Origin of the sequence: Streptomyces sp. AM 4-1-1 (assembly GCF_029167625.1) — a bacterium.
Taxonomy (GTDB): domain Bacteria; phylum Actinomycetota; class Actinomycetes; order Streptomycetales; family Streptomycetaceae; genus Streptomyces.
The window spans coordinates 2454303-2475497 of sequence record NZ_CP119145.1 but is presented as its reverse complement, the minus strand read 5'-3'; the positions used below and the strand labels follow the sequence as shown (position 1 = coordinate 2475497).

Annotated in this window: 17 protein-coding genes; 9 read left to right on the top strand and 8 right to left on the bottom strand. The window is 70.7% G+C overall.

Annotated elements, in window-relative coordinates; all coding sequences use genetic code 11:
• Positions 1–45: 45 nt before the first annotated feature.
• From PZB75_RS10395 to PZB75_RS10375, 5 genes are read right to left on the bottom strand one after another with little or no spacing between them, the layout of a single operon-like run.
• Complete coding sequence (locus tag PZB75_RS10395; protein ID WP_275535019.1) at positions 46–1356, bottom strand: DUF58 domain-containing protein; 1311 nt, start codon at positions 1354–1356, stop codon at positions 46–48.
• A 10-nt stretch (positions 1357–1366) separates the two neighbouring features.
• Complete coding sequence (locus PZB75_RS10390) at positions 1367–2377, bottom strand: MoxR family ATPase (protein WP_275535018.1); 1011 nt, start codon at positions 2375–2377, stop codon at positions 1367–1369.
• A complete protein-coding gene (locus tag PZB75_RS10385) occupies positions 2374–3549 on the bottom strand; it encodes a DUF4350 domain-containing protein (protein WP_275535017.1) in 1176 nt (391 codons plus the stop codon). Before PZB75_RS10385 ends, PZB75_RS10390 begins: the two co-directional genes overlap by 4 nt.
• A complete protein-coding gene (locus PZB75_RS10380) occupies positions 3546–4199 on the bottom strand; it encodes a DUF4129 domain-containing protein (protein ID WP_275535016.1) in 654 nt (217 codons plus the stop codon). Before PZB75_RS10380 ends, PZB75_RS10385 begins: the two co-directional genes overlap by 4 nt.
• A 40-nt stretch (positions 4200–4239) precedes the next feature.
• Positions 4240–5445, bottom strand: coding sequence for a glycerophosphoryl diester phosphodiesterase membrane domain-containing protein (locus PZB75_RS10375; protein ID WP_275535015.1), 1206 nt, complete (start codon positions 5443–5445; stop codon positions 4240–4242).
• 140 nt (positions 5446–5585) lie between these two features.
• On the opposite strand from PZB75_RS10375, the gene mtnA reads away from it, so the two are divergent.
• The 7 genes from mtnA to PZB75_RS10340 all read left to right on the top strand — a co-directional run bounded on the left by mtnA (position 5586) and on the right by PZB75_RS10340 (position 14322).
• Positions 5586–6731 carry an S-methyl-5-thioribose-1-phosphate isomerase gene (gene mtnA, locus PZB75_RS10370; protein WP_275535014.1) on the top strand — a complete coding sequence of 382 codons (1146 nt, stop codon included), beginning with the start codon at positions 5586–5588 and terminating at the stop codon, positions 6729–6731.
• 4 nt (positions 6732–6735) lie between these two features.
• Positions 6736–7425, top strand: coding sequence for a two-component system response regulator MtrA (gene mtrA / locus PZB75_RS10365; protein ID WP_275535013.1), 690 nt, complete (start codon positions 6736–6738; stop codon positions 7423–7425).
• A gap of 1 nt (position 7426) precedes the next feature.
• A complete protein-coding gene (gene mtrB, locus PZB75_RS10360) occupies positions 7427–9475 on the top strand; it encodes an MtrAB system histidine kinase MtrB (RefSeq protein WP_275535012.1) in 2049 nt (682 codons plus the stop codon).
• Positions 9465–11330: an LpqB family beta-propeller domain-containing protein gene (locus PZB75_RS10355; RefSeq protein ID WP_275535011.1), complete on the top strand. Its 1866-nt coding sequence runs from the start codon at positions 9465–9467 to the stop codon at positions 11328–11330. Before mtrB ends, PZB75_RS10355 begins: the two co-directional genes overlap by 11 nt.
• A 188-nt stretch (positions 11331–11518) precedes the next feature.
• Positions 11519–12340 (top strand): ComF family protein, encoded by an 822-nt coding sequence (locus PZB75_RS10350; protein WP_275535010.1) that lies wholly within the window; start codon positions 11519–11521, stop codon positions 12338–12340.
• Positions 12341–12656: 316 nt separating this feature from the next.
• Positions 12657–13346, top strand: a complete 690-nt coding sequence (raiA, locus tag PZB75_RS10345; protein WP_275535009.1) for a ribosome-associated translation inhibitor RaiA — start codon at positions 12657–12659, stop codon at positions 13344–13346.
• Between the two features lie 220 nt (positions 13347–13566).
• On the top strand, positions 13567–14322 hold the full coding sequence (locus PZB75_RS10340) for a response regulator transcription factor (RefSeq protein WP_275535008.1): 756 nt from the start codon (positions 13567–13569) through the stop codon (positions 14320–14322).
• Between the two features lie 88 nt (positions 14323–14410).
• On the opposite strand, the gene PZB75_RS10335 is transcribed toward PZB75_RS10340, so the two are convergent.
• Both PZB75_RS10335 and PZB75_RS10330 read right to left on the bottom strand, forming a co-directional pair.
• Positions 14411–15589 (bottom strand): crosslink repair DNA glycosylase YcaQ family protein, encoded by a 1179-nt coding sequence (locus PZB75_RS10335; protein ID WP_275535007.1) that lies wholly within the window; start codon positions 15587–15589, stop codon positions 14411–14413.
• Positions 15590–15927: 338 nt separating this feature from the next.
• Positions 15928–16503: a GNAT family N-acetyltransferase gene (locus PZB75_RS10330; RefSeq protein WP_275535006.1), complete on the bottom strand. Its 576-nt coding sequence runs from the start codon at positions 16501–16503 to the stop codon at positions 15928–15930.
• A gap of 239 nt (positions 16504–16742) precedes the next feature.
• Here PZB75_RS10330 and secA point away from each other — a divergent pair, with 239 nt between their 5' ends.
• Positions 16743–19568, top strand: a complete 2826-nt coding sequence (gene secA / locus PZB75_RS10325) for a preprotein translocase subunit SecA (RefSeq protein WP_275535005.1) — start codon at positions 16743–16745, stop codon at positions 19566–19568.
• 179 nt (positions 19569–19747) lie between these two features.
• Here the strand turns inward: secA and PZB75_RS10320 are convergent, their stop codons facing one another.
• Positions 19748–20185 (bottom strand): Rv3235 family protein, encoded by a 438-nt coding sequence (locus PZB75_RS10320; RefSeq protein WP_275535004.1) that lies wholly within the window; start codon positions 20183–20185, stop codon positions 19748–19750.
• A gap of 276 nt (positions 20186–20461) precedes the next feature.
• Here PZB75_RS10320 and PZB75_RS10315 point away from each other — a divergent pair, with 276 nt between their 5' ends.
• The gene (locus PZB75_RS10315) at positions 20462–20968 is read left to right on the top strand and encodes a hypothetical protein (protein ID WP_275535003.1); all 507 of its coding nucleotides are present in this window, start codon (positions 20462–20464) and stop codon (positions 20966–20968) included.
• Positions 20969–21195 lie beyond the last annotated feature (227 nt).

Below are 21195 nucleotides of genomic sequence, written 5' to 3'. Positions count from 1 at the left end.
ACCATGCCCGTCCCCGGCCTGATGACCGGGGACGGGCATGGTCGGTCACAGGCGTCCTGCTGCCTTGAGGGCCAGATACGTGTCGGCTAGGTTCGGCGCGAGGGCGTCCGGGGTGGCATCGACGACGACGACGCCCTGACGGCGGAGTCGGTCGGCCGTGGTGTGTCGCTCGGCCCGCGACCGAGCCGCCGCCGCAGCCCCGTACACCGCGTCCACTGTGCCCCGGGCAGCTGCCATCCGCTCGACCCGCGGGTCGGCGACCGCCGCGAGGACCACCGTGTGCCGCTGGGTGAGCCCTGAGAGCACGGGAAGCAGCCCTTCCTCGATGGGCGCGGCGTCCAGGCCGGTGAACAGCACGATCAGAGAGCGCCTACGCGCCGCCGTCAGGGCGGCCGTGCTGAGGCCGCGAGCATCCGTCTCGACCAGACTCGGCTCCAGCGGTGTGAGAGCGGTGACCGTGGCCGGCAGGACATCGCCCGCTGCTCGACCCCGCACCTGGGCGCGGACGCGACGGTCGTAGGCCAGGAGGTCCACACGGTCGCCTGCACGGGTGGCCAGAGCCGTCAGGAGCAGAGCCGCGTCCATCGCCGCGTCCAGGCGGGGCGCATCACCGACACGACCGGCCGACGTGCGGCCGGTGTCGAGGACCAGCAGGACATGACGGTCCCGTTCAGGACGCCAGGTGCGAACCGCGACGGAAGTTTGACGCGCTGTGGCCCGCCAGTCGATGGATCGCGTGTCGTCACCGGCCACGTACGCGCGCAGGCTGTCGAATTCGGTTCCCTCACCACGGACGAGAACGCTGGTGCGGCCGTCGAGTTCGCGAAGCCTCGCGAGCCGGGACGGAAGGTGCTTGCGGCTCGTGAACGGCGGAAGAACCCGCACCGTCCATGGAACGTCGTGGCTGCCCTGCCGAGCGGCCAACCCCCAGGGGCCGAACGAACGGACGGTGACGCGGTCGGCGCGGTGTTCGCCACGACGGATAGGGCGCAGAAGGGTGTCGAGTCGGCGGCGCTCGCCCGCAGGGACCGTCAACGCGTGCCGGGAAGCCCGGAGTTCGGCGCCGGGCAGCCAACTGCTGGGCGGCCAGGCGTCGCGCAGTTGGGCCCGCAGACGGCGACGCGAGGGATTGGTGACGGTGAGTTGCACGGCCGCGCTCTCGCCGAGTCGAACTGTTGTGTCACCGGATCGGGTGAATTGGAGCATTCGTACTGGTGCTGCGCGGCAGTAGTCGCACAGAATTGCCAAAGAGAGCGGTGCGTTGACTGCGAGCAGGCCCGTCCAACTCGGGGCGAGGATGCCCACGGGGAGTGAGCCCAGGGCGGCGAGCAGAGCGGTACGTCCGGTGAGGGCCACGGTCACCGCCTCATCGGGGTACGGGGACGTGGGCGAGGACAGCCGTGATGACGGAGTCGGGGGTGACTCCCTCCATCTCCGCCTCGGGCCGCAGGTGGATGCGATGACGGAGTGTGGGAAGCGCCAGGGCCTTTACGTCATCAGGAGTGACGTAGTCGCGGCCGGTGAGCCAGGCCCAGGCGCGGGCGGTGGAGAGCAGAGCGGTGGCACCTCGGGGAGAGACACCGAGGGAGAGCGAGGGGGAATCACGCGTGGCACGGCAGATATCGACGACATAACCGGCGATCGCGGGGGAGACCGTGGTCCGGGCGACGGCGTCGCGGGCGGCTTGCAGGTCGGCGGGACCCGCGACGGGGGCTATGCCCGCCGCCTTGAGGTCCTGAGGGTTGAAGCCCTCCGCGTGACGGGTCAGGACGCTGATCTCGTCGTCGCGCGACGGCAGGGGCACCGTCAACTTGAGGAGAAAGCGGTCGAGTTGGGCTTCGGGGAGGGGATAGGTGCCCTCGTACTCGACAGGGTTCTGGGTCGCCGCGACCAGGAAGGGGTCGGGCAGCGGTCGGGGCGTGCCGTCGACGGTGACCTGGCGTTCTTCCATCGCCTCCAGCAGTGAGGACTGGGTCTTGGGAGGGGTGCGGTTGATCTCGTCGGCCAGAAGGAGGTTGGTGAAGACAGGGCCGGGCTGGAAGGAGAACTCCGCGGTGCGGGCGTCGTAGACGAGAGAGCCCGTGACATCGCTCGGCATCAGGTCAGGCGTGAACTGGACGCGCTTGGTGTCCAGTTCCAGAGAGGCGGCGAGCGCGCGGACGAGGAGGGTCTTGGCGACGCCGGGTACTCCTTCCAGAAGGACATGGCCTCGGCACAGCAGTGCGACGACGAGCCCGGTCACGGCCGGGTCCTGGCCGACCACGGCCTTGGCGATCTCCGAGCGCAGAGCTTCCAGAGAGGCGCGGGCCCGGTCGGCACTCCCGGCGGTCGCGTCGGGCTCGGTGGTCGCGGCGGGCTCCGGGGTCGGGGCGCTCATGAGGTACGTACCTCTCTTTCGAGGGTGTCGAGTTGGTCTGCCAGCAGGACCAGAGCGGCGTCGTTGGCCGGTGCCGGTCCGAAGAGCAGGGCGTGAAGGTCGCCGTCGCCCCGGCGCGGGCGCACGGAGACGGCGGGGAGCAGCACGGCAGGGGTGTGGGCATCGGACGGTGAGACGCCTACGAAGGGGGCGATGCGCGTGCGGGTGGCGGAGCGGAGTTCGGCGGCCGCGCGGTCGCGTGCGTTCGCCTTGCGGTAGAGGCGGGCGCGGCCTTCGGTGGATTCGGAGGCCCGGATGACGACGGGCAGTTCCTCGGTCACCAATGGGCCGAGTCGGCGGGCTCGCCAGAGGGCGGCGAGTGCCGCGGCCACGGCGAGTTGCATAGCGCCCCACAGCCAGCCGGACGGGATCAGTTCGATGAAGGTGCGGTCGGCGTCGCCGTCGGTGACGGAGGAATCAGCGAGCGAGGGGAGGTACCAGACCAGATGAGGGCGGGAGCCGAGAAGTTGAAGGGCCAGCGAGGCGTTGCCCTGGTGGCCGAGGCGGTTGTTGTACAGGAGGTCGGGGGAGCCGATGAGTACCGTCTCGCCTCCGTCGTGTTCAGGGAGGAGAAGGAGGGTCGGCAGTCCGGCACTGGGGTAGCAGGCGGTGGCGTCGGAGTTGTCCGCCGTGTAGCGGACGCCTCCCGTCTCGGCGTCCTCGGCGTTGCGGGCGGCGGGCAGGGCGCACCGCGGTGCGTGTGCGGTCACCGGGCGGGCGGTGTGGGTGTGAACGCCGGGGGCCAGTGCGGGTACGGACTGTTCCGGGGCGAGGAGGACGGTGCGGCCGGTGGTGGAGGCCGTGGAGCGGAGTGTCCGTTGCCCCGTCCCGGTCAGCAGGTCGGGTGTGGTGATGAGCAGGGTGGCGTCGGGGGCGGCCGCCGCGACGGTCTCGTCGAGTGTGGTCGTCACACGGACGGACACCCCTCGTTCCTGGAGGAGTTGGGCGACGGCCCGGCTGCCCTGCGGGTCGGCGGAGCGTGGGTCGAGGCGGCCGTGGTGGTCGTCGGAGTGGATGGCGGCCAGTCCGATCCCGGTGCAGAGCAGAACGAGCAGGGCGAGCAGCGGACCGCGGGTCCGGGACCAGATGTGACCGGGGCCGGCGGCAGTCGATGTGGTGGTGACCGCGGTCATTCGGCTGTTCCTCCGGTCGCGGCCGTCAGCCGCGGCTTCGCGTTCCCGAGGTCGGTGTCGAGGGTGCGCAGGGTCAGATACGACTGCCGGTCCGCTGTGCGCCCGCCGTATGTGATGTCGTCGAATTCCTTGGCGGCGGTGCGCAGTCGGGTGGCGTGGTCGGGCAGGGCACGGCCGGCTTCGGCGGCGGCCTCGTCGGCCGTGCGGCCGGGGCCGTCTTCGAGGAGGGCGCGTTCCTCCAGGGAGCGGACGATGCCGCGTACACATTCCTGGACGGCTTCGTTCCAGCGGTGGGCGGCGGCGTGCGCCTCGGCGACGGCCCGGTGCTCGGCGGCGCTGCGGAGGTGGGAGTCGAACAGGGCGGAGTCTGTGCGGCTGGTTCGCTGCGGCGTGCCGAGCCGCCACCAGAGGGCGGCGGCCAGGCCGATGAGGAGCAGTGTGAGGACGGCCAGGCCCAGCGGGCCGCCCGGGGCGCTGCCGGAGGCGGCGTCGAGGAGACCGCCGATCCAGTCCCAGAGCCGGTCGATGCCGCGTTCGAGGAGATTGGGGTCGTTCTGGTGGTACCCGGGATCGGACAGTTCGCGTTCGGCGGCCTCGCGGGCGGGGACGCGCGGAATGACGATCGGTACGTCGTCGCCCGTGAGGTTCATCAGCCGTCCTGTTGTCACGTCCCCCGCCCCCGTTACCGCATCAGCTCCTGAGGGTGTCGTAGCCGGGGAGCCCCGCGGCTCGGGCGAGGTCGATGTCGAGAGCTTCCCGGCGGATGCGCTGGTCGATGTAGAGGAGGACCATCACGCCGGCGGTGAGGGGGTAGGTGATCGTCGAGACGATCACGTCACCGATGCCTGCGATGATCAGGAACGGCCAGCCGAAGTCCTGCGGGTCGCCTTCGAGGACGGAACCGATGCCGCCGCCGTCCGACGCCACGGCGATGATGCCGAACGGGATGCTGACGATCAGGGCCACCATGAGTGTCAGGACGTAGGTGAGCGCCAGGATGCCGAACGTCCGCCACCAGGCGCCGCGGACCAGCTTCGCGGAGCGGCGCATCGCCTCGGCGATGGACTGTTTCTCCAGTATCAGCGCCGGAGAGGCCAGGCAGTAGCGGATCAGCAGCCAGACCGTGACGAGGAGGCCGCCGAGCCCGCCGAGTCCGAGGAGGACGGCTCCCGCGACGGAGCCGAGCAACAGGCCGGGCAGCATCGCGGTCAGCATGATGGCGGCTGCCATGACGCCCAGCAGCAGGGACAGGCCCAGTAGGCGCAGAAGGCGGGGCCGTGCCTCGGACCAGGCGTCGGAGAGCGATACGGGGCGTCCGAGGGTCGCGCGGCTGACCACCACGGTGAGGAGTGCGCTTGTGAGGAGCGTGGCGATCAGCACGATGACCGTGGAAAGGGCGCTGCTGGTCAGGGAGCTCGACGTCGATTCGGCGACCTGCCGGATCGCTTCCGATCCGGTGGCCTTCGGATCGATCGATCTGGGCTTCGGGAGCACGTAGCGCTCCAGAAGGGTGATCGCGGTCTGGGCGATCACCGAGATGGTGAGGGAGATGCCGAGGACCGTGCGCCAGTGGGCGCGCATGGCGGAGACCGCGCCGTCGAGGATTTCGCCGACGCCCAGCGGACGGAGTGGGATGACACCTGGTTTCGCGGCCGGTGGGCGGTTCCAGCCCGGGCCCGGCGGTCGTCCGCCGCCCCAGCCGGGGGAGGGCGGGGGCACACCGGGGCCGGCGGAGGGCATGCCCGGTGGGGACCACTGTCCCGGAGGGGGCTGCGAGGTGGACCACTGACCTGCGGGGCCGGCTCCGTCGACGGGTTCGGAGGGACGGGGGACGCCCGTCTCCCGGTCGCCGGAAGGGGCGGATCCGGGCGGGACCCAGCCCGGAGTGTCGTTCATTCTCGCTCCTTAACGGTCCTGTCCGCTCATCGGGGCGACAGGTTGGCAGCCATCGTGCCACGCGATGGTCATATGCGGGCCGGGCTCCCTGTCTGTTCCGTGCCCTCAACGGGTGGTGGCTCACCGGGCAGACTGGGCGGATGGCTGATCAGGACAGACAAACATCCGTGGGCGTCGGGCCCTCCGCGCCTCCCACGATCCGTTGGGACGAGTCTCCCGGAGGACCTGTGCTGGTCCTTCTCGATCAGCGGCGGCTGCCCGCCGAGGAGGCCGAGCTGGTGTGCGCCGATGTGCCCGCGCTGGTCGGGGCCATCAGGGCGCTGGCCGTGCGGGGGGCTCCGTTGCTCGGGATCGCAGGGGCCTACGGGGTCGCGCTCGCCGCCGCGCGGGGGCATGACGTGGCCGAGGCGGCCGGGGTGCTGGAGCGGTCGCGGCCCACGGCCGTGAACCTGGGGTACGGGGTGCGGCGGGCGGCGCGGGCGTATGAGACGGCGGTCGGGAAGGGGGCGGGACCGGAGGCGGCGGCGGAGGCCGCGCTCGCCGAGGCGCGGGCGCTCCACCGGGAGGACGCCGAGGCCAGCCGGCTCATGGCGGGGCGGGGACTCGCTCTCCTGGACGAACTGCTGCCCGGGGACAGCCATCGGCTGCTGACCCACTGCAACACCGGTTCGCTGGTCTCGGGCGGTGACGGGACGGCCTTCGCGGTGGCGCTCGCCGCACATCGGGCGGGACGGCTGCGGCGGCTGTGGGTGGACGAGACCCGGCCGCTGCTGCAAGGGGCCCGGCTGACCGCCTATGAGGCGGAGCGGAGCGGGATGGCGTACAACTTGCTCACGGACAACGCAGCGGGTTCGTTGTTCGCCGCGGGGGAGGTGGACGCCGTACTCATCGGTGCCGACCGGATCGCAGCGGACGGATCGGTGGCGAACAAGGTGGGGAGCTACCCGCTCGCCGTGCTCGCGAAGTACCACCATGTGCCGTTCATCGTGGTCGCGCCGGTCACGACCGTGGACCTCGCGACTCCGGACGGTGCGTCGATCGTGGTGGAGCGGAGATCCGGGCGGGAGGTGACGGAGTTCACATTCCCGCAGGTCGGGGTGGTGGGCGCGGACGGGGGCGGGATGTCCGTGGCGCCTTCGGGGGCCCAGGCGTACAACCCCGCTTTCGATGTCACGCCGCCGGAACTGGTGACGGCGATCGTCACGGAGGAGGGCACGATTTCCCCGGTCACAGGGGTCGGACTAGCAGAGCTGTGTGCCAGGTCATGCCAGGTAACGATTAGCTAATGGGATGATGTCGATTATGAAGGGACGCGTCCTTGTCGTCGATGACGACTCCGCACTCTCCGAGATGCTCGGAATTGTGCTGCGTGGTGAAGGTTTCGAGCCGTCGTTCGTAGCGGACGGTGACAGGGCACTCGCGGCATTTCGTGAGGCCAAGCCGGACCTGGTGCTGCTCGACCTCATGCTGCCCGGACGGGACGGCATCGAGGTCTGCAGGCTGATCAGGGCCGAGTCCGGTGTGCCGATCGTCATGCTCACTGCCAAGAGCGACACCGTCGACGTGGTGGTGGGCCTGGAATCCGGGGCCGACGACTACATCGTCAAGCCGTTCAAACCGAAGGAGTTGGTCGCCCGGATCAGGGCACGTCTGCGGAGGTCCGAAGAGCCCGCGCCGGAACAGCTCACCATCGGTGACCTGGTCATCGACGTGGCCGGTCACTCCGTGAAGCGGGAGGGGCAGTCGATCGCGCTGACCCCGCTGGAGTTCGACCTGCTGGTCGCGCTCGCCCGTAAGCCGTGGCAGGTCTTCACCCGTGAGGTGTTGCTCGAACAGGTGTGGGGTTATCGCCATGCCGCCGACACCCGGCTGGTGAACGTGCACGTCCAGCGGTTGCGTTCCAAGGTCGAGAAGGACCCGGAGCGGCCGGAGATCGTGGTGACCGTCCGTGGTGTCGGTTACAAGGCCGGACCGAGCTGACATGTCCCAGGGCAGCACTGCTCCGAAGCCCGGGGAGCCGGGAGTCCGTGCGGGGCGGGCTGCCGGCCCGGGGAACGGCTGGGCCCGGACGAGCCACTACCTGCGGAGCGGGCGGCTGTTCCGGGACCGGGCACCCGGCGGCCCCGTACCGCGCCTGCTGATGCGGTGGGTCCGGCGTCCACTGCTGCCCGCGATACGGCTGTGGCGGCGCAACCTCCAGCTGAGGGTCGTCGCGGGCACGTTGCTGATGTCCCTCGGCGTGGTGCTGCTCCTGGGCTTCGTCGTGATCGGCCAGGTCCGTAACGGCCTGCTCGACGCGAAGGGGAAGGCCGCCCAGACCCAGGCCGCCGGAGGGTTCGCGGCGGCCCAGGAGAAGGCGAACGCGCCCGTCGCCCCCGGTGGGCAGGACGGCGACGGCACGGACGGCATGACCGGTAACAACTCCTGGCGGACCGAGCTCGTCGACCAGCTCGCCAGCGGCGGCAAGAACGCCTTCAACGTGGTGGCGCTCAGCGCCGACTCGCCCGACCAGGGGGCGCCGAGCCGGGCGCCGCGCGGCTCGGGCAGCGTGGAGGCGAGCAGCGTCCCGCAGAGTCTGCGGGAGTCCGTGGGCAAGGGACCCGGGGCATTCCAGACGTACTCCCTGATCCGGTACGCGGACGGGCAGGAACAGCAGCCCGGACTGGTCGTGGGCAAGCGTCTGTACGACATCGACCACAACCCGTACGAGCTGTACTACCTCTTCCCGCTGGCGCAGGAGGAGAAGTCGCTGGCGCTGGTCAAGACGACGCTGGCGACCGCGGGACTGTTCGTGGTGGTGCTGCTGGGGGCCATCGCCTGGTTCGTGGTGCGGCAGGTCGTCACGCCCGTCCGGATGGCGGCGGGGATCGCCGAACGGCTCTCGGCCGGGCGGCTCCAGGAACGGATGAAGGTCACCGGTGAGGACGACATCGCCCGGCTCGGTGAGGCGTTCAACAAGATGGCGCAGAACCTTCAGCTGAAGATCCAGCAGTTGGAGGAACTCTCCCGGATGCAGCGCCGTTTCGTCTCGGACGTCTCGCACGAGCTGCGGACACCGCTGACGACCGTACGGATGGCCGCCGACGTCATCCACGAGGCGCGCGGCGACTTCGACCCCGTCACGGCCCGCTCCGCCGAGTTGCTGGGGGACCAGCTCGACCGGTTCGAGTCGCTGCTCGCCGATCTGCTGGAGATCAGCCGGTTCGACGCCGGCGCCGCAGCGCTGGAGGCGGAGCCGATAGATCTCCGGGAGGTCGTACGGCGGGTGATCGGCGGCGCCGACCCGCTCGCCGAACGCAAGGGCACCCGTATCCGGGTCGTCGGTGACGAACAGCCGGTGGTCGCCGAGGCCGACGCCCGCCGGGTCGAGCGGGTGCTGCGCAACCTCGTGGTCAACGCCGTCGAACACGGCGAGGGCCGGGACGTGGTGGTGCGGATGGGTGTGGCCGGTGGCGCCGTCGCGGTCGCCGTCCGCGACTACGGAGTGGGACTCAAGCCCGGCGAGGCGACACGGGTGTTCAACCGGTTCTGGCGGGCCGACCCGGCGCGGGCGAGGACGACCGGTGGCACCGGGCTCGGGCTGTCGATCGCCGTCGAGGACGCCCGTCTGCACGGCGGGTGGCTCCAGGCGTGGGGCGAGCCGGGCGGTGGGTCGCAGTTCCGGCTGACCCTGCCGCGGACGGCGGACGAGCCGCTGCGCGGTTCGCCGATACCCCTGGAGCCCGAGGACTCACGGCGGAACCGGGAGGACAGGGAACGGGGCGGGGACGGGCCCGCCCCGGGAAGTGAGCACCGGCTGGCATCGGTGCCGACGCAGCCCGGGGGCACGGAGCGGCCGCCGCTGCCGAGGTCCTCGCACGCCCCGGCGGTTCCCCGGACGGCCCCGGCCTCCGTGCATCCGGCGGCCCTGCCGGGCAGCGGGGCACGCGTGGTGGCGCGCCCCGCGGGGGAACGGCCGGGCGGCGACCCGCACAGACAGGACCCGCGACCGCGGGACTCGGACCGGGAGGGCACGACTCGTGGGCACTGACCGTCGTCGGAGCGGTCGCGGGGGGACGGTGCGGGCGACCGCGCTGCTCGCCTGCGGCGCCGTGCTGCTGATCGCGTGCGGATCGATGCCGACCACCGGCGACGTGAAGGCCGTCGACCCCTTGCAGCCCGGGGACTCACAGGTCCAGGTGTACGCGGTGCCGCCCCGGGACGGCGCCTCCCCCACCGAGGTGGTCTACGGCTTCCTGGAGTCGATGACGAGTGACGACCCCGGCTTCCGTACGACGCGGCAGTACCTGACGAAAGAGGCGGGCCGCGCCTGGAAACCGGGCGGCGGCACCACGGTGCTCGCCCAGGCGCCGAACTGGAACCAGCGGCCGCTCGACAGCGGCGACCGCGACGGCGCCGAGGTCAGCTACGTCCTGACCGGTGAGAAGGTGGCCACGGTCGACGCGCAGAGCGCGTACCAGCCGTTCAGGGCCACCGACTACAGCCAGACCCTCCACCTCGTGAAACAGGGCGGCCGGGACGGCAAGGAGTGGCGCATCGACCGGGTACCGGACGGTCTGGTGCTCGGACAGTCGGACTTCAAACGGCTCTACCGTTCCGTCAACAGGTACTACTTCGCGACCGGGCGCGGGAACGCGCGGCCGACGCTGGTCGCCGATCCCGTCTACGTCCGCAACCGGACGGACCCCGCCACCCGGATGGACACGCTGACCCAGACGATCCGCAGCCTGCTGGCGGGGCCGACGAACTGGCTGCGGCCGGTGGTGGACTCGCGGTTCCCGGCCGGGACGGCCCTCGCCGGCGATGTCCTCTCGCTGGTGCCCGACGACCGGAACGTCCTGAGGGTGCAGCTCAACGCGAAGGTGGACGACGTCGGGCAGCGGGCCTGCCGGATGATGGCCGCCCAGGTGCTCTACACCCTGCGCGATCTGACGTCCGCGCGGGTCGACCGGGTCGAGCTGCAACGGTCCGAGAAGTCCACGTTGTGCGGTCTGGGTTCGGACCAGGCCGAGGAGTTCGCCCCGGCCGGTTCGTCCGGCGGGCCCGACAGCCAGTACTTCATCGACGCCAAGGGCCATGTGCAGCGGATTCCGGGGAGCAGCCACGGCAGTGGTACGCCGGAGCCGGTGACCGGGCCTCTCGGGAACGGCCCGGTGCGGATGAAGAAGGTCGGGGTCGCCCGCGACGAGCAGCAGGCCGCGGCGGTGTCACAGGACCAGCGCTATCTGTACGTGGCGTCCACGGTCCTGGAGGAGGAGCTGGCCGCGCCCGCCGTGACCAGTACGGCGGGCAAGCCGGAGGACCGGCTGTCGGCGCCGAGCTGGGACGGTCTCGGGGACCTGTGGGTGGCCGACCGGGACCCGGCGAGGTCACGGCTGCTGAGGCTGGTCGGCGGAGCCGGGAAGCCACAGGAGGTCACCGTCCCCAGCCTGAACGGCGCCCGCATCGAGGCGCTGCGGATGTCGGCCGACGGCGTACGGATAGCACTGCTGCTCTCGAAGGACGGGAACCGCACGCTGAAGATCGGCCGGGTCGAGCGCCATGGGGACGGGGACGGGCAGAAGGTCTCCATCATGGATCTGCGGCAGGCCGCGCCGCAGCTGGCCGACGTGACCGCGATGTCGTGGTCGGGCCGCAGCCGCCTCGTGGTGGTCGGCAAGGAGGCGGGCGGTGTGCAGCAGGTGCGGTACGTGCAGGCGGACGGATCGACCTCTGCGTCGGGCATTCTGCCCGGGGTGAACCAGGTGAGGGCCGTAGCGGCGGCGGACGACGAACAGCTTCCTCTGATGGCGGACACCGAGGCCGACGGGATAGTGAAGCTGTCGCCGGGTGACAACTGGCAGACGGTGTTCAAGGAGGGCTCCGCGCTGGTCTACCCCGGCTGAGGGACCGGTGCGTGCCGCTTGATGAGTCGGCTCGTCCCTGCTGGGGGACCGGTCGGCCCAGCCTTTTGTGACCGGCCGGTCGGTTCCGCCCTGGGGGTCACGGTGGTGTGCGGGGCGGTGGCCGCTCGTCCACCGGGTGCTTGTCCACAGGGGTGGCGCGGCTGTGCCGGTACCGGCATGGTGGGCGCATGCGGGGGTGGTGGCGAGAGCTGGCCGGACTGGTCCTGCCGGTGGCCTGCGTGGGCTGTGGCAGACCGCGCGTCGAATGGTGCGACGCGTGCGGGTACGAGCTGTGCGGGGACCCTCCGCGCCGTGTGAGGCCGTCGCCGGAGCCGTCCGGGCTGCCGGTGGTGCACGCCGCCGCCCCCTACGAGAGCGCCGTGCGCGCGGCGCTGCTTGCGCACAAGGAGCGGGGCGGGCTGGGACTGGCCGGAGCGCTCGGCGCGGCTCTCGCGAGCGCGGTGCGGGTCGTTGCCGGGTCCAGCGGACCGGACGGGGCGAGGGCTCCCGGTGGCGGTACGGGGCCGGGGCCTCTGCTGCTGGTGCCCGTGCCGTCTGCCCGGCGGGCCGTGGCGGCGCGTGGACACGACCCGGGACGCCGGATCGCCCTGGCCGCGGCCCGGGAGCTGCGCCGCACGGGGACACCGGCCCGGGTGGTTCCGGTGCTGCGGCAGGGGCGTGCGGTGGCCGATCAGTCGGGACTGGGGGCCCGGCAGCGGCGGGCGAACCTCTCAGGTGCGCTGGAGGTGGTGGCCGGCGGCGACAGGCTGTTGGCGGGCGGCCGGGTGGTGCTGGTGGACGACCTCATGACGACCGGGGCCTCGCTGGCCGAGGCGGCCCGGGCGATCGGCGCACAGGGGGTGGTTGCGGGCGGGGACGCCGACGGCCAGAGCGGCGGCCCGAGGAAAATCACCGGCCCGGGAACGCGGTGGGCGGCCGTCGTCTCAGCCTCTCCGTCCGCCTTCGGAATAAACCCGGAACTCCTCGCGAGCGCGCGTCGTTACAGGTGATGAGTGGGCGAAAGGGCATGAACAGAGGTGCGTGCGAGCAGCGGGTGCCGATATCCGCCCCAGCAGGCTATGTTCGGTTGTGAGGAATGGTGAATGCCAGACCTCGGCGAAAGCACCACATGTAGCGCCACCATGTTTCGGACAGATCCCTCAGCAGCGGTCCGGAATGTGGAGAAGTCGGTGGGACTGAGTCGCCGCCGACGGGGGAGGAGGAGGTGAAAGCCACCGAGTCCGAGGCTCCGGCGATCACCGGAGCCTGGTGCGAAAGGGAGGCGTCCCGCCGTCGAAGCGGGGCGATCCGGGAACGGAGTTCTGCGTGGACATCGTCGTCAAGGGCCGCAAGACCGAGGTACCCGAGCGGTTCCGCAAGCACGTGGCCGAGAAGCTGAAGCTGGACAAGATCCAGAAGTTCGACGGCAAGGTGATGAGCCTGGACGTCGAGGTGTCCAAGGAGCCCAACCCCCGTCAGGCCGACCGCTCCGACCGGGTGGAGATCACACTCCGCTCGCGAGGTCCCGTCATCAGGGCGGAGGCGGCGGCGGACAATCCGTACGCCGCGCTCGACCTGGCCACCGGCAAGCTGGAGGCACGGCTGCGCAAGCAGCACGACAAGCGCAACAGCCGCCGTGGCGCAGGCCGGCTGTCCGCGGCCGAGGTCGGCGAGACCGTGCCGGACGCCGCGTCGTTCAACGCGGACGGGCAGCTCGTGTCCCAGGAGCCCGAGGAGTCCGTACCGACCACCAGGGTCGGTCCGCTGGAGGTCCAGGGCGAGGGACCGCTGGTGATGCGTGAGAAGACGCATGTCGCGGCGCCGATGTCGCTCGACCAGGCGCTCTACGAGATGGAGCTGGTCGGGCACGACTTCTACCTGTTCGTCGATTCCGAGACGAAGGAGCCCAGTGTCGTCTACCGGCGCCACGCCTACGACTACGGCGTCATTCATCTGAAGACCGACCCGATGGCCGCCGACGAGGCGGGTGGCGCGGGCGGCGCCCTCGGCGGCTGACGCCTTCCGGCCGGCACCATCCGGTGGTGGTGTGCCCCTGGAGCGCTTTCGCGCCCCCAGGGGCACCCGCGTACGCCCACACGATCACTCGCGCACGGCACAGGATCACCGCTCTGACGTCCAGGCATGAAATCATGACGACCAGGCCAACCGGTGCTCCGCGCACTGGGGTTGGCGGACAGCTGTGAACTTCAGGCCGTGGCCTTCAGGGGGAGGAACGATGGCGGACACCTTCGGGCCCGTGCGCGATGCGAATGACACCGACGACAGCGTCGGCGCCCGTACCGGCGTGGACGGGGGCGGTGGTTCGGGGAAAGAGCCGATCCGCGTCCTGGTCGTCGACGACCACGCGCTCTTCCGCCGGGGTCTGGAGATCGTCCTCGCCCAGGAGGAGGACATCCAGGTCATCGGGGAGGCGGGGGACGGGGCGGAGGCCGTGGACAAGGCGGCGGACCTGCTGCCGGACATCGTCCTGATGGACGTGCGGATGCCCAAGCGTGGTGGGATCGAAGCCTGTACCTCCATCAAGGAGGTGGCACCCAGTGCCAAGATCATCATGCTGACGATCAGCGACGAGGAAGCCGATCTCTACGACGCGATCAAGGCGGGGGCCACCGGATATCTCCTGAAGGAGATCTCCACCGACGAGGTGGCCACCGCGATCCGAGCGGTGGCCGACGGACAGTCCCAGATCAGCCCTTCCATGGCGTCCAAGCTCCTCACCGAGTTCAAGTCGATGATCCAGCGGACCGACGAGCGCCGGCTGGTGCCCGCGCCACGGCTCACCGAACGCGAGTTGGAAGTCCTCAAACTCGTCGCCACGGGAATGAACAACCGCGATATCGCGAAAGAGCTTTTCATTTCCGAGAACACCGTGAAGAACCACGTCCGGAACATTCTGGAGAAGCTGCAACTCCACTCCCGGATGGAGGCAGTGGTCTACGCCATGCGGGAAAAGATCCTGGAGATCCGCTGAAAGCCGGCGCACCGGACCGGTGATCCGAGGCCGCTACGGGCGGTCGACCGCCCGTAGGGGAAAGAATCCCGGGCGACGGTAGGGTGGTTCACGCGAGCGTGCGCGCTATTTCCGCGGTGAGCGGTTCGCGCAGCTCGGGCGCGTCCACCCGTTCCAGCCGGATGTCCGTACAGCCGACCCAGGACGCCGCCCGCACCAGTGCCTCGGCCATGGGCACCACGGCCTTCCGTCCGTCCAACGACACCTGCCTGGCGACCAGTGTGGTGCCCTCACGGGCCGGATCGACCCGCCCCCGCAGCCGCCCGCCCGCCAGCAGCGGCATCGCGAAGTAGCCGTGGAGCCGCTTGGGCTTCGGGACGTACGCCTCCAGACGGTGGGCGAACCCGAAGATCCGCTCGGTGCGCGCCCGCTCCCAGATCAGTGAGTCGAACGGCGACAGCAAGGTCGTGCGGTGCCGGCCCCGGGGCTCGGAGAGCAGCGCCTCCGGGTCCGCCCAGGCGGGCTTCGCCCAGCCCTCGACCGCCACCGGCACCAGCCCCGAGTCCGCCACCACCGCGTCGAACTGCTCGCCCTTCAGCCGGTGGTAGTCCGCGATGTCCGCACGTGTGCCCACACCCAGCGACCGGCCCGCGAGCGCCACCAGACGACGAAGGCACTCCGTGTCATCCAGGTCGTCATGCAGGATCGCGTCCGGGATCGCCCGCTCCGCCAGGTCGTAGATCCGCTTCCAGCCGCGCCGCTCGGTGCACACGACCTCCCCGTACATCAGGGCCCGCTCGACGGCGATCTTCGACTCCGACCAGTCCCACCACTCGCCGCCGTTCTTCGCGCCGCCCAGCTCCGTCGCCGTCAACGGACCCTCGGCGCGCAACTGGTCGATCACCGTGGAGTACGCCGCGTCCGACAGGTCGTGGGACCACTGCGGGCGGGTGCGGTAGGCGCGGCGGCGGAACGCGAAGTGCGGCCACTCCTCGACCGGCAGGACGCACGCCGCGTGGGACCAGTACTCGAACGTGCGCCCTCCCGACCAGTACGCCTCCTCCACCGCGCGCCGCCCCACGGCGCCGAGGCGGGCGTACGGAATGAGCTCGTGCGACCTGGCCAGGACCGAGATCGTGTCGAGCTGCACGGCGCCGAGCTGCCGCAGCACGCCGGGCACTCCGGCCCTGCGGTCCGGTGCGCCGAGGAAGCCCTGGGCGCGGAGCGCGATCCTGCGAGCCTGGTCGGCGGAGAGTTCGACGGTCGGGAGCGGCAAGGGCGGCGTCATGCCATGGACCCTAGGCGACGGCACTGACAACATCACCGCCTCGGTGGGCGTCGTCATCACCGCCCCGGTGGACGTCGTCGCGGGAGGGGACCGCGTCGCGCCGGCATCGGGTCGGGGCGGAGGGATACGCGAGCCCGGTGAGTGCGGTGAGCCCGTCGGGAACGGCCTCCCGCCCGTCCGGAAGGGCAAGGTACCGGTCCCGTTCGGGAGGGCACGGCACCGGTCCCGTCCGGAAGGGCAAGGTACCGGTCCCGTCCAGGAGGGCACGGCACCGGTCCCGTCCGGAAGGGCAAGGCACCGGTCCCGTCCAGGAGGGGCACACCACCGGGCCCGGCGGCTCAGGTGCCGGCCGGCAGATACGGGTGGGTGCCGGGCAGTCCGATGTCGGAGGGGAGCAGCGCGGCGTTCCAGGTGTCCCGTCGTACCCCCTTGTTGAGCAGCCCCGAGCGCTGCTCGCCCTCCATGCGGAAGCCCGCCCGCCGGGCCACCGCCCGTGAGCCGACGTTGCCGACCTCGGCGCGCCACTCCAGCCGGTCCCCGCCGAGCGCGGTGAACGTCCAGCGCGCCGACTCCACCACCGCCTCCGTGGTGTAGCCGTGGCCGCGGTGCTCCCGGACGGTCCAGTACCCCACCTCGTACGTTCCGGGGAGAATGCTCCGGTGGATGCCGAGCGCTCCGACGAGGGTGTCGGTGCCGCCCCGGACCACCGCGAAGTTGTACGCGGAATCGTTCCGCCAGCCGTCCGGGCTGATCGTTCCGGTGAAGAGTTCGGCGTCGCCGCGGCCGTACGGGGAGGGCACGGGCGTCCAGCGCCGGATGTCCGGGTCCTGGCAGGCCGCGTGCACCGCGTCCGTGTCGGTCGTGCCGAAGGGGCGCAGCAGCAGGCGTTCGGTGATGAGGGTGATCGGCTCCATGTACGGATTCTGCGGAGACCGCGGGTCCGAAGCGAGTACTTTTCGGGCTTCCCGGCACCTTCCGTGTGCTCCGGCCGTTGATCCGGCAGGGCGCGGCGGGACAACGCGGCGGCAGCCCTCCCGGCGCGGCGGGGTCCTCGCTTACGATGGCCGTTGCGGTGGGGCCCACCTGCCGTGCCCGCGCCAGAGTCCATAACACGACCCAGTGCCAGGCCCGACCGGCAAGGAGACCAGCCTCAGTGTCCGTCTTCAACAAGCTCATGCGTGCAGGCGAAGGCAAGATCCTGCGCAAACTGCACCGCATCGCGGACCAGGTCAGCTCCATCGAAGAGGACTTCGTCAACCTCTCCGACGCCGAGCTGCGGGCGCTCACCGACGAGTACAAGGAACGGTACGCGGACGGCGAGAGCCTGGACGACCTGCTCCCCGAGGCATTCGCGACCGTCCGGGAGGCCTCGAAGCGGGTCCTCGGACAGCGCCACTACGACGTACAGATGATGGGCGGCGCCGCGCTGCACCTCGGCTTCGTCGCCGAGATGAAGACCGGTGAGGGCAAGACCCTCGTCGGCACCCTGCCCGCGTATCTCAACGCGCTCTCCGGCAAGGGCGTGCACCTGATCACGGTCAACGACTACCTGGCCGAGCGTGACTCCGAGCTGACGGGCCGGGTGCACAGGTTCCTGGGTCTCCAGGTCGGCTGCATCATCGCCAACATGACGCCGGCCCAGCGCCGTGAGCAGTACGCCTGTGACATCACGTACGGCACGAACAACGAGTTCGGCTTCGACTACCTCCGCGACAACATGGCGTGGTCGCAGGAGGAGCTGGTCCAGCGCGGTCACAACTTCGCCATCGTCGACGAGGTGGACTCGATCCTCGTCGACGAGGCCCGTACGCCGCTGATCATCTCCGGCCCGGCCGACCAGGCCACCAAGTGGTACGGCGACTTCGCCAAGCTGGTCACCCGTCTCACCAAGGGCGAGGCGGGCAACCCGCTCAAGGGCATCGAGGAGACCGGCGACTACGAGGTCGACGAGAAGAAGCGGACCGTCGCCATCCACGAGCCCGGTGTCTCGAAGGTCGAGGACTGGCTCGGCATCGACAACCTCTACGAGTCGGTGAACACGCCTCTCGTCGGGTACCTCAACAACGCCATCAAGGCCAAGGAACTCTTCAAGAAGGACAAGGACTACGTCGTCATCGACGGCGAAGTCATGATCGTCGACGAGCACACCGGCCGTATCCTCGCCGGCCGCCGCTACAACGAGGGCATGCACCAGGCCATCGAGGCGAAGGAAGGGGTGGACATCAAGGACGAGAACCAGACACTCGCCACGATCACCCTGCAGAACTTCTTCCGCCTGTACGACAAGCTCTCGGGCATGACCGGTACGGCGATGACCGAGGCCGCCGAGTTCCACCAGATCTACAAGCTCGGTGTGGTGCCGATCCCGACGAACCGGCCGATGGTCCGCGCCGACCAGTCGGACCTGATCTACCGCACCGAGGTCGCGAAGTTCGCCGCGGTCGTCGACGACATCGCGGAGAAGCACGAGAAGGGGCAGCCGATCCTGGTCGGCACCACCTCGGTCGAGAAGTCCGAGTACCTCTCGCAGCAGCTCTCCAAGCGGGGCGTCCAGCACGAGGTCCTCAACGCCAAGCAGCACGACCGTGAGGCGACGATCGTCGCCCAGGCCGGGCGCAAGGGCGCGGTCACGGTCGCCACGAACATGGCCGGCCGAGGCACGGACATCAAGCTCGGCGGCAATCCGGACGACCTCGCCGAGGCGGAGCTGCGGCAGCGCGGTCTCGACCCGGTCGAGCACGTCGAGGAGTGGGCGGCGGCGCTGCCCGCCGCGCTGGAGAAGGCCGAGCAGGCCGTCAAGGCGGAGTTCGAAGAGGTCAAGGCGCTCGGCGGGCTGTACGTGCTGGGCACGGAGCGGCACGAGTCGCGCCGTATCGACAACCAGCTGCGCGGCCGTTCGGGCCGTCAGGGTGACCCGGGCGAGTCCCGTTTCTACCTGTCGCTGGGTGACGACCTGATGCGGCTGTTCAAGGCCCAGATGGTCGAGCGCGTGATGTCGATGGCGAACGTCCCCGACGACGTGCCGATCGAGAACAAGATGGTGACGCGTGCGATCGCGTCCGCGCAGTCGCAGGTCGAGCAGCAGAACTTCGAGACGCGCAAGAACGTCCTGAAGTACGACGAAGTGCTCAACCGGCAGCGTGAGGTCATCTACGGCGAGCGTCGGCGCGTCCTCCAGGGCGAGGACCTGCAGGACCAGATCCGCCACTTCATGGACGACACGATCGACGACTACATCCGCCAGGAGACCGCCGACGGCTTCGCCGAGGAGTGGGACCTGGACCGGCTGTGGGGTGCGTTCAAGCAGCTCTACCCGGTGAAGGTCACCGTCGAGGAGCTGGAGGAGGCGGCCGGCGACCGTGCCGGGATCACCGCCGAGTTCATCGAGGAGTCCATCAAGGAGGACATCCACGAGCAGTACCAGGAGCGCGAGAAGACGCTCGGCTCGGACATCATGCGTGAGCTGGAGCGGCGCGTGGTGCTGTCCGTCCTGGACCGCAAGTGGCGTGAGCACCTCTACGAGATGGACTACCTCCAGGAGGGCATCGGCCTCCGGGCGATGGCGCAGAAGGACCCGCTGGTCGAGTACCAGCGTGAGGGCTTCGACATGTTCAACGCCATGATGGAGGGCATCAAGGAGGAGTCCGTCGGCTACCTGTTCAACCTGGAGGTCCAGGTCGAGCAGCAGGTCGAGGAGGTGCCGGTGCAGGACGAGGCCGAGCGGACCTCGCTCACCAAGGAGGACGCGGTGCCCGCGGGCGCGCGTCCGGAGATCCGCGCCAAGGGTCTGGACGCCCCGCAGCGCCCCGACCGGCTGCACTTCTCCGCGCCGACGGTGGACGGCGAGGGCGGTGTCGTCGAGGGCGACTTCGCCAACGACGACGGCGAGTCCCGGTCGTCGTCGGACGGGATGACCCGCGCCGAGCGCCGCAAGGCGCAGAAGAACGGTGGCGGCGGTGGCCGCCGTCGCAAGAAGTAGTGCCGTACGGGGCAGGCCGCGCCGGTCACGACGACGGTAGTACGTGCGGAGCGGTCGCCCCCGACGGGTGAGCGCCCGTTCCGCGGCCGGCCCGGCGCGTGCGCGGGGCGCTGATGCCGAAGGCCGGGGCCGGACACCGAGGTGGTGTCCGGCCCCGGCCGTCGCGTTTCCCACGGTGGTCAGGAGCCGGTGGCCGACGGCACCCGTTCGCCGCCCAGCTCCACCGCGGCGCAGCGCCAGCGCAGATCGCGGCCCTGCTCCAGACGGAACGCCATGGCGCGGACCTGTTCCCCCGCCGCGATGCTCGCGAACGCCTCGACGACGCCCGGGGCGGGCTGGGCACCCCGGCATCTGCGCACCACCGGGCGCGCGCCCCTGGACGCCCGCAGCGGGGTGCCGGGGGCGAGGTCGGCCAGCTGGTCGTAGGCGGGCCCGATCGTGTGGCCGAGCATCCAGTGGACCGGGCGCTGGCCACTGAGGACCGCGACGAGGCGCTCCGCGAACCACTGGTGCGGCCGAACGGACCGCGGTGTGCGCAGCGGGGTCCGTTGCGGCGGCAGGGTGCCGGGCCTGCGCCCGTCGCGGCGCCCGCCGGGCCTGGTCCTGTCCACGCTCATCGTTCATCGCCCCCGTGCTCGGGACCCGGTCAGTACCGGGAAGTAACTTCTGTTGTGGATCTTCTACGGGGCCGTTCGTGCCCTCGCAAGCACCGCCACGACCGGGGCGCGGGCGTCGGACGGATCACCTATCCGGGTGGTGGGCCGGGCGCGGCGGGCGGTCCGCCGCGGTCCGCGGTGGTCGGCGGGCGGGGGTTCCCGGAAGCCGCCCGACACCCCGATGGGGGACGTCGCACGTATCCTGAGGGCGTTCTCCGACTACGAAAGCGGCCTGCCATGCGCGTGTACGTCCCCCTGCCCCTCTCCGGTCTCGCAGCGGCGCACCGGGCGGACGAGATCGGCCCCGGCCCGTTGACCGCGTACGCGGTGACGCCGGGACTGCGCGAGTGGTACGTCTCGGACGACATCGAGGAACTGGAGTACGCGGCGCTCAACCGGGCCGCGTCCGCCTCGCTGCGCCTGATCGCCGGGCACCCGGACGCGGCCCGTCGCCGGGTCGTGGTGGCGGTCGACGTGCCGGACGGGGCGGCGGTCGCGGACCCGGACCACGGTCTGGACGCCTCGTCGCTCGGCGAGGTGCGGATCGACTCGGCGGTGGCCCTGGCGAAGGCCGCCGCGGTGCACATCGACGCGGACGAGGCGGAGAAGGACGTGACGGCCGCCGCCGCGGCGCTCGGGGCGGCCGACCTCGGTGACGACGACGCCCAGTTCACGGTGGACGGCGCCGACGACCACGAGCTGCTGTGGTTCGGCGTTCAGGAGATCCCGAACCTGATCGGCTGACGAGCCGACAAGCTGACGAGCCGACAAGTTCGCGAACCCACGAACCGACGAGCGGACAAGCCCACGAGCCCACAAGCCCACGAGCCCACGAACTGATGGTTCGGACACGTCGGCCAATCCGATGATCCGGCGGTCCGGTGACCCGATGGTTCGGTGATCCGATGGCTCGGTGATCCGGCGGCCGGACGGGCCGGATGATTCGGGCGGGCGGGTGAGTCGCCGGAAAG

Bases quoted from the DNA above. Each gene is read 5' to 3' on its own strand.
- PZB75_RS10390 (WP_275535018.1), bottom strand. From the start codon at position 2,377: ATGAGCGCCCCGACCCCGGAGCCCGCCGCGACCACCGAGCCCGACGCG.
- PZB75_RS10385 (WP_275535017.1), bottom strand. From the start codon at position 3,549: ATGACCGCGGTCACCACCACATCGACTGCCGCCGGCCCCGGTCACATC.
- PZB75_RS10380 (WP_275535016.1), bottom strand. From the start codon at position 4,199: ATGAACCTCACGGGCGACGACGTACCGATCGTCATTCCGCGCGTCCCC.
- PZB75_RS10375 (WP_275535015.1), bottom strand. From the start codon at position 5,445: ATGAACGACACTCCGGGCTGGGTCCCGCCCGGATCCGCCCCTTCCGGC.
- mtnA (WP_275535014.1), top strand. From the start codon at position 5,586: ATGGCTGATCAGGACAGACAAACATCCGTGGGCGTCGGGCCCTCCGCG.
- mtrA (WP_275535013.1), top strand. From the start codon at position 6,736: ATGATGTCGATTATGAAGGGACGCGTCCTTGTCGTCGATGACGACTCC.
- mtrB (WP_275535012.1), top strand. From the start codon at position 7,427: ATGTCCCAGGGCAGCACTGCTCCGAAGCCCGGGGAGCCGGGAGTCCGT.
- PZB75_RS10350 (WP_275535010.1), top strand. From the start codon at position 11,519: ATGCGGGGGTGGTGGCGAGAGCTGGCCGGACTGGTCCTGCCGGTGGCC.
- PZB75_RS10340 (WP_275535008.1), top strand. From the start codon at position 13,567: ATGGCGGACACCTTCGGGCCCGTGCGCGATGCGAATGACACCGACGAC.
- PZB75_RS10335 (WP_275535007.1), bottom strand. From the start codon at position 15,589: ATGACGCCGCCCTTGCCGCTCCCGACCGTCGAACTCTCCGCCGACCAG.
- PZB75_RS10330 (WP_275535006.1), bottom strand. From the start codon at position 16,503: ATGGAGCCGATCACCCTCATCACCGAACGCCTGCTGCTGCGCCCCTTC.
- PZB75_RS10320 (WP_275535004.1), bottom strand. From the start codon at position 20,185: ATGAGCGTGGACAGGACCAGGCCCGGCGGGCGCCGCGACGGGCGCAGG.
- PZB75_RS10315 (WP_275535003.1), top strand. From the start codon at position 20,462: ATGCGCGTGTACGTCCCCCTGCCCCTCTCCGGTCTCGCAGCGGCGCAC.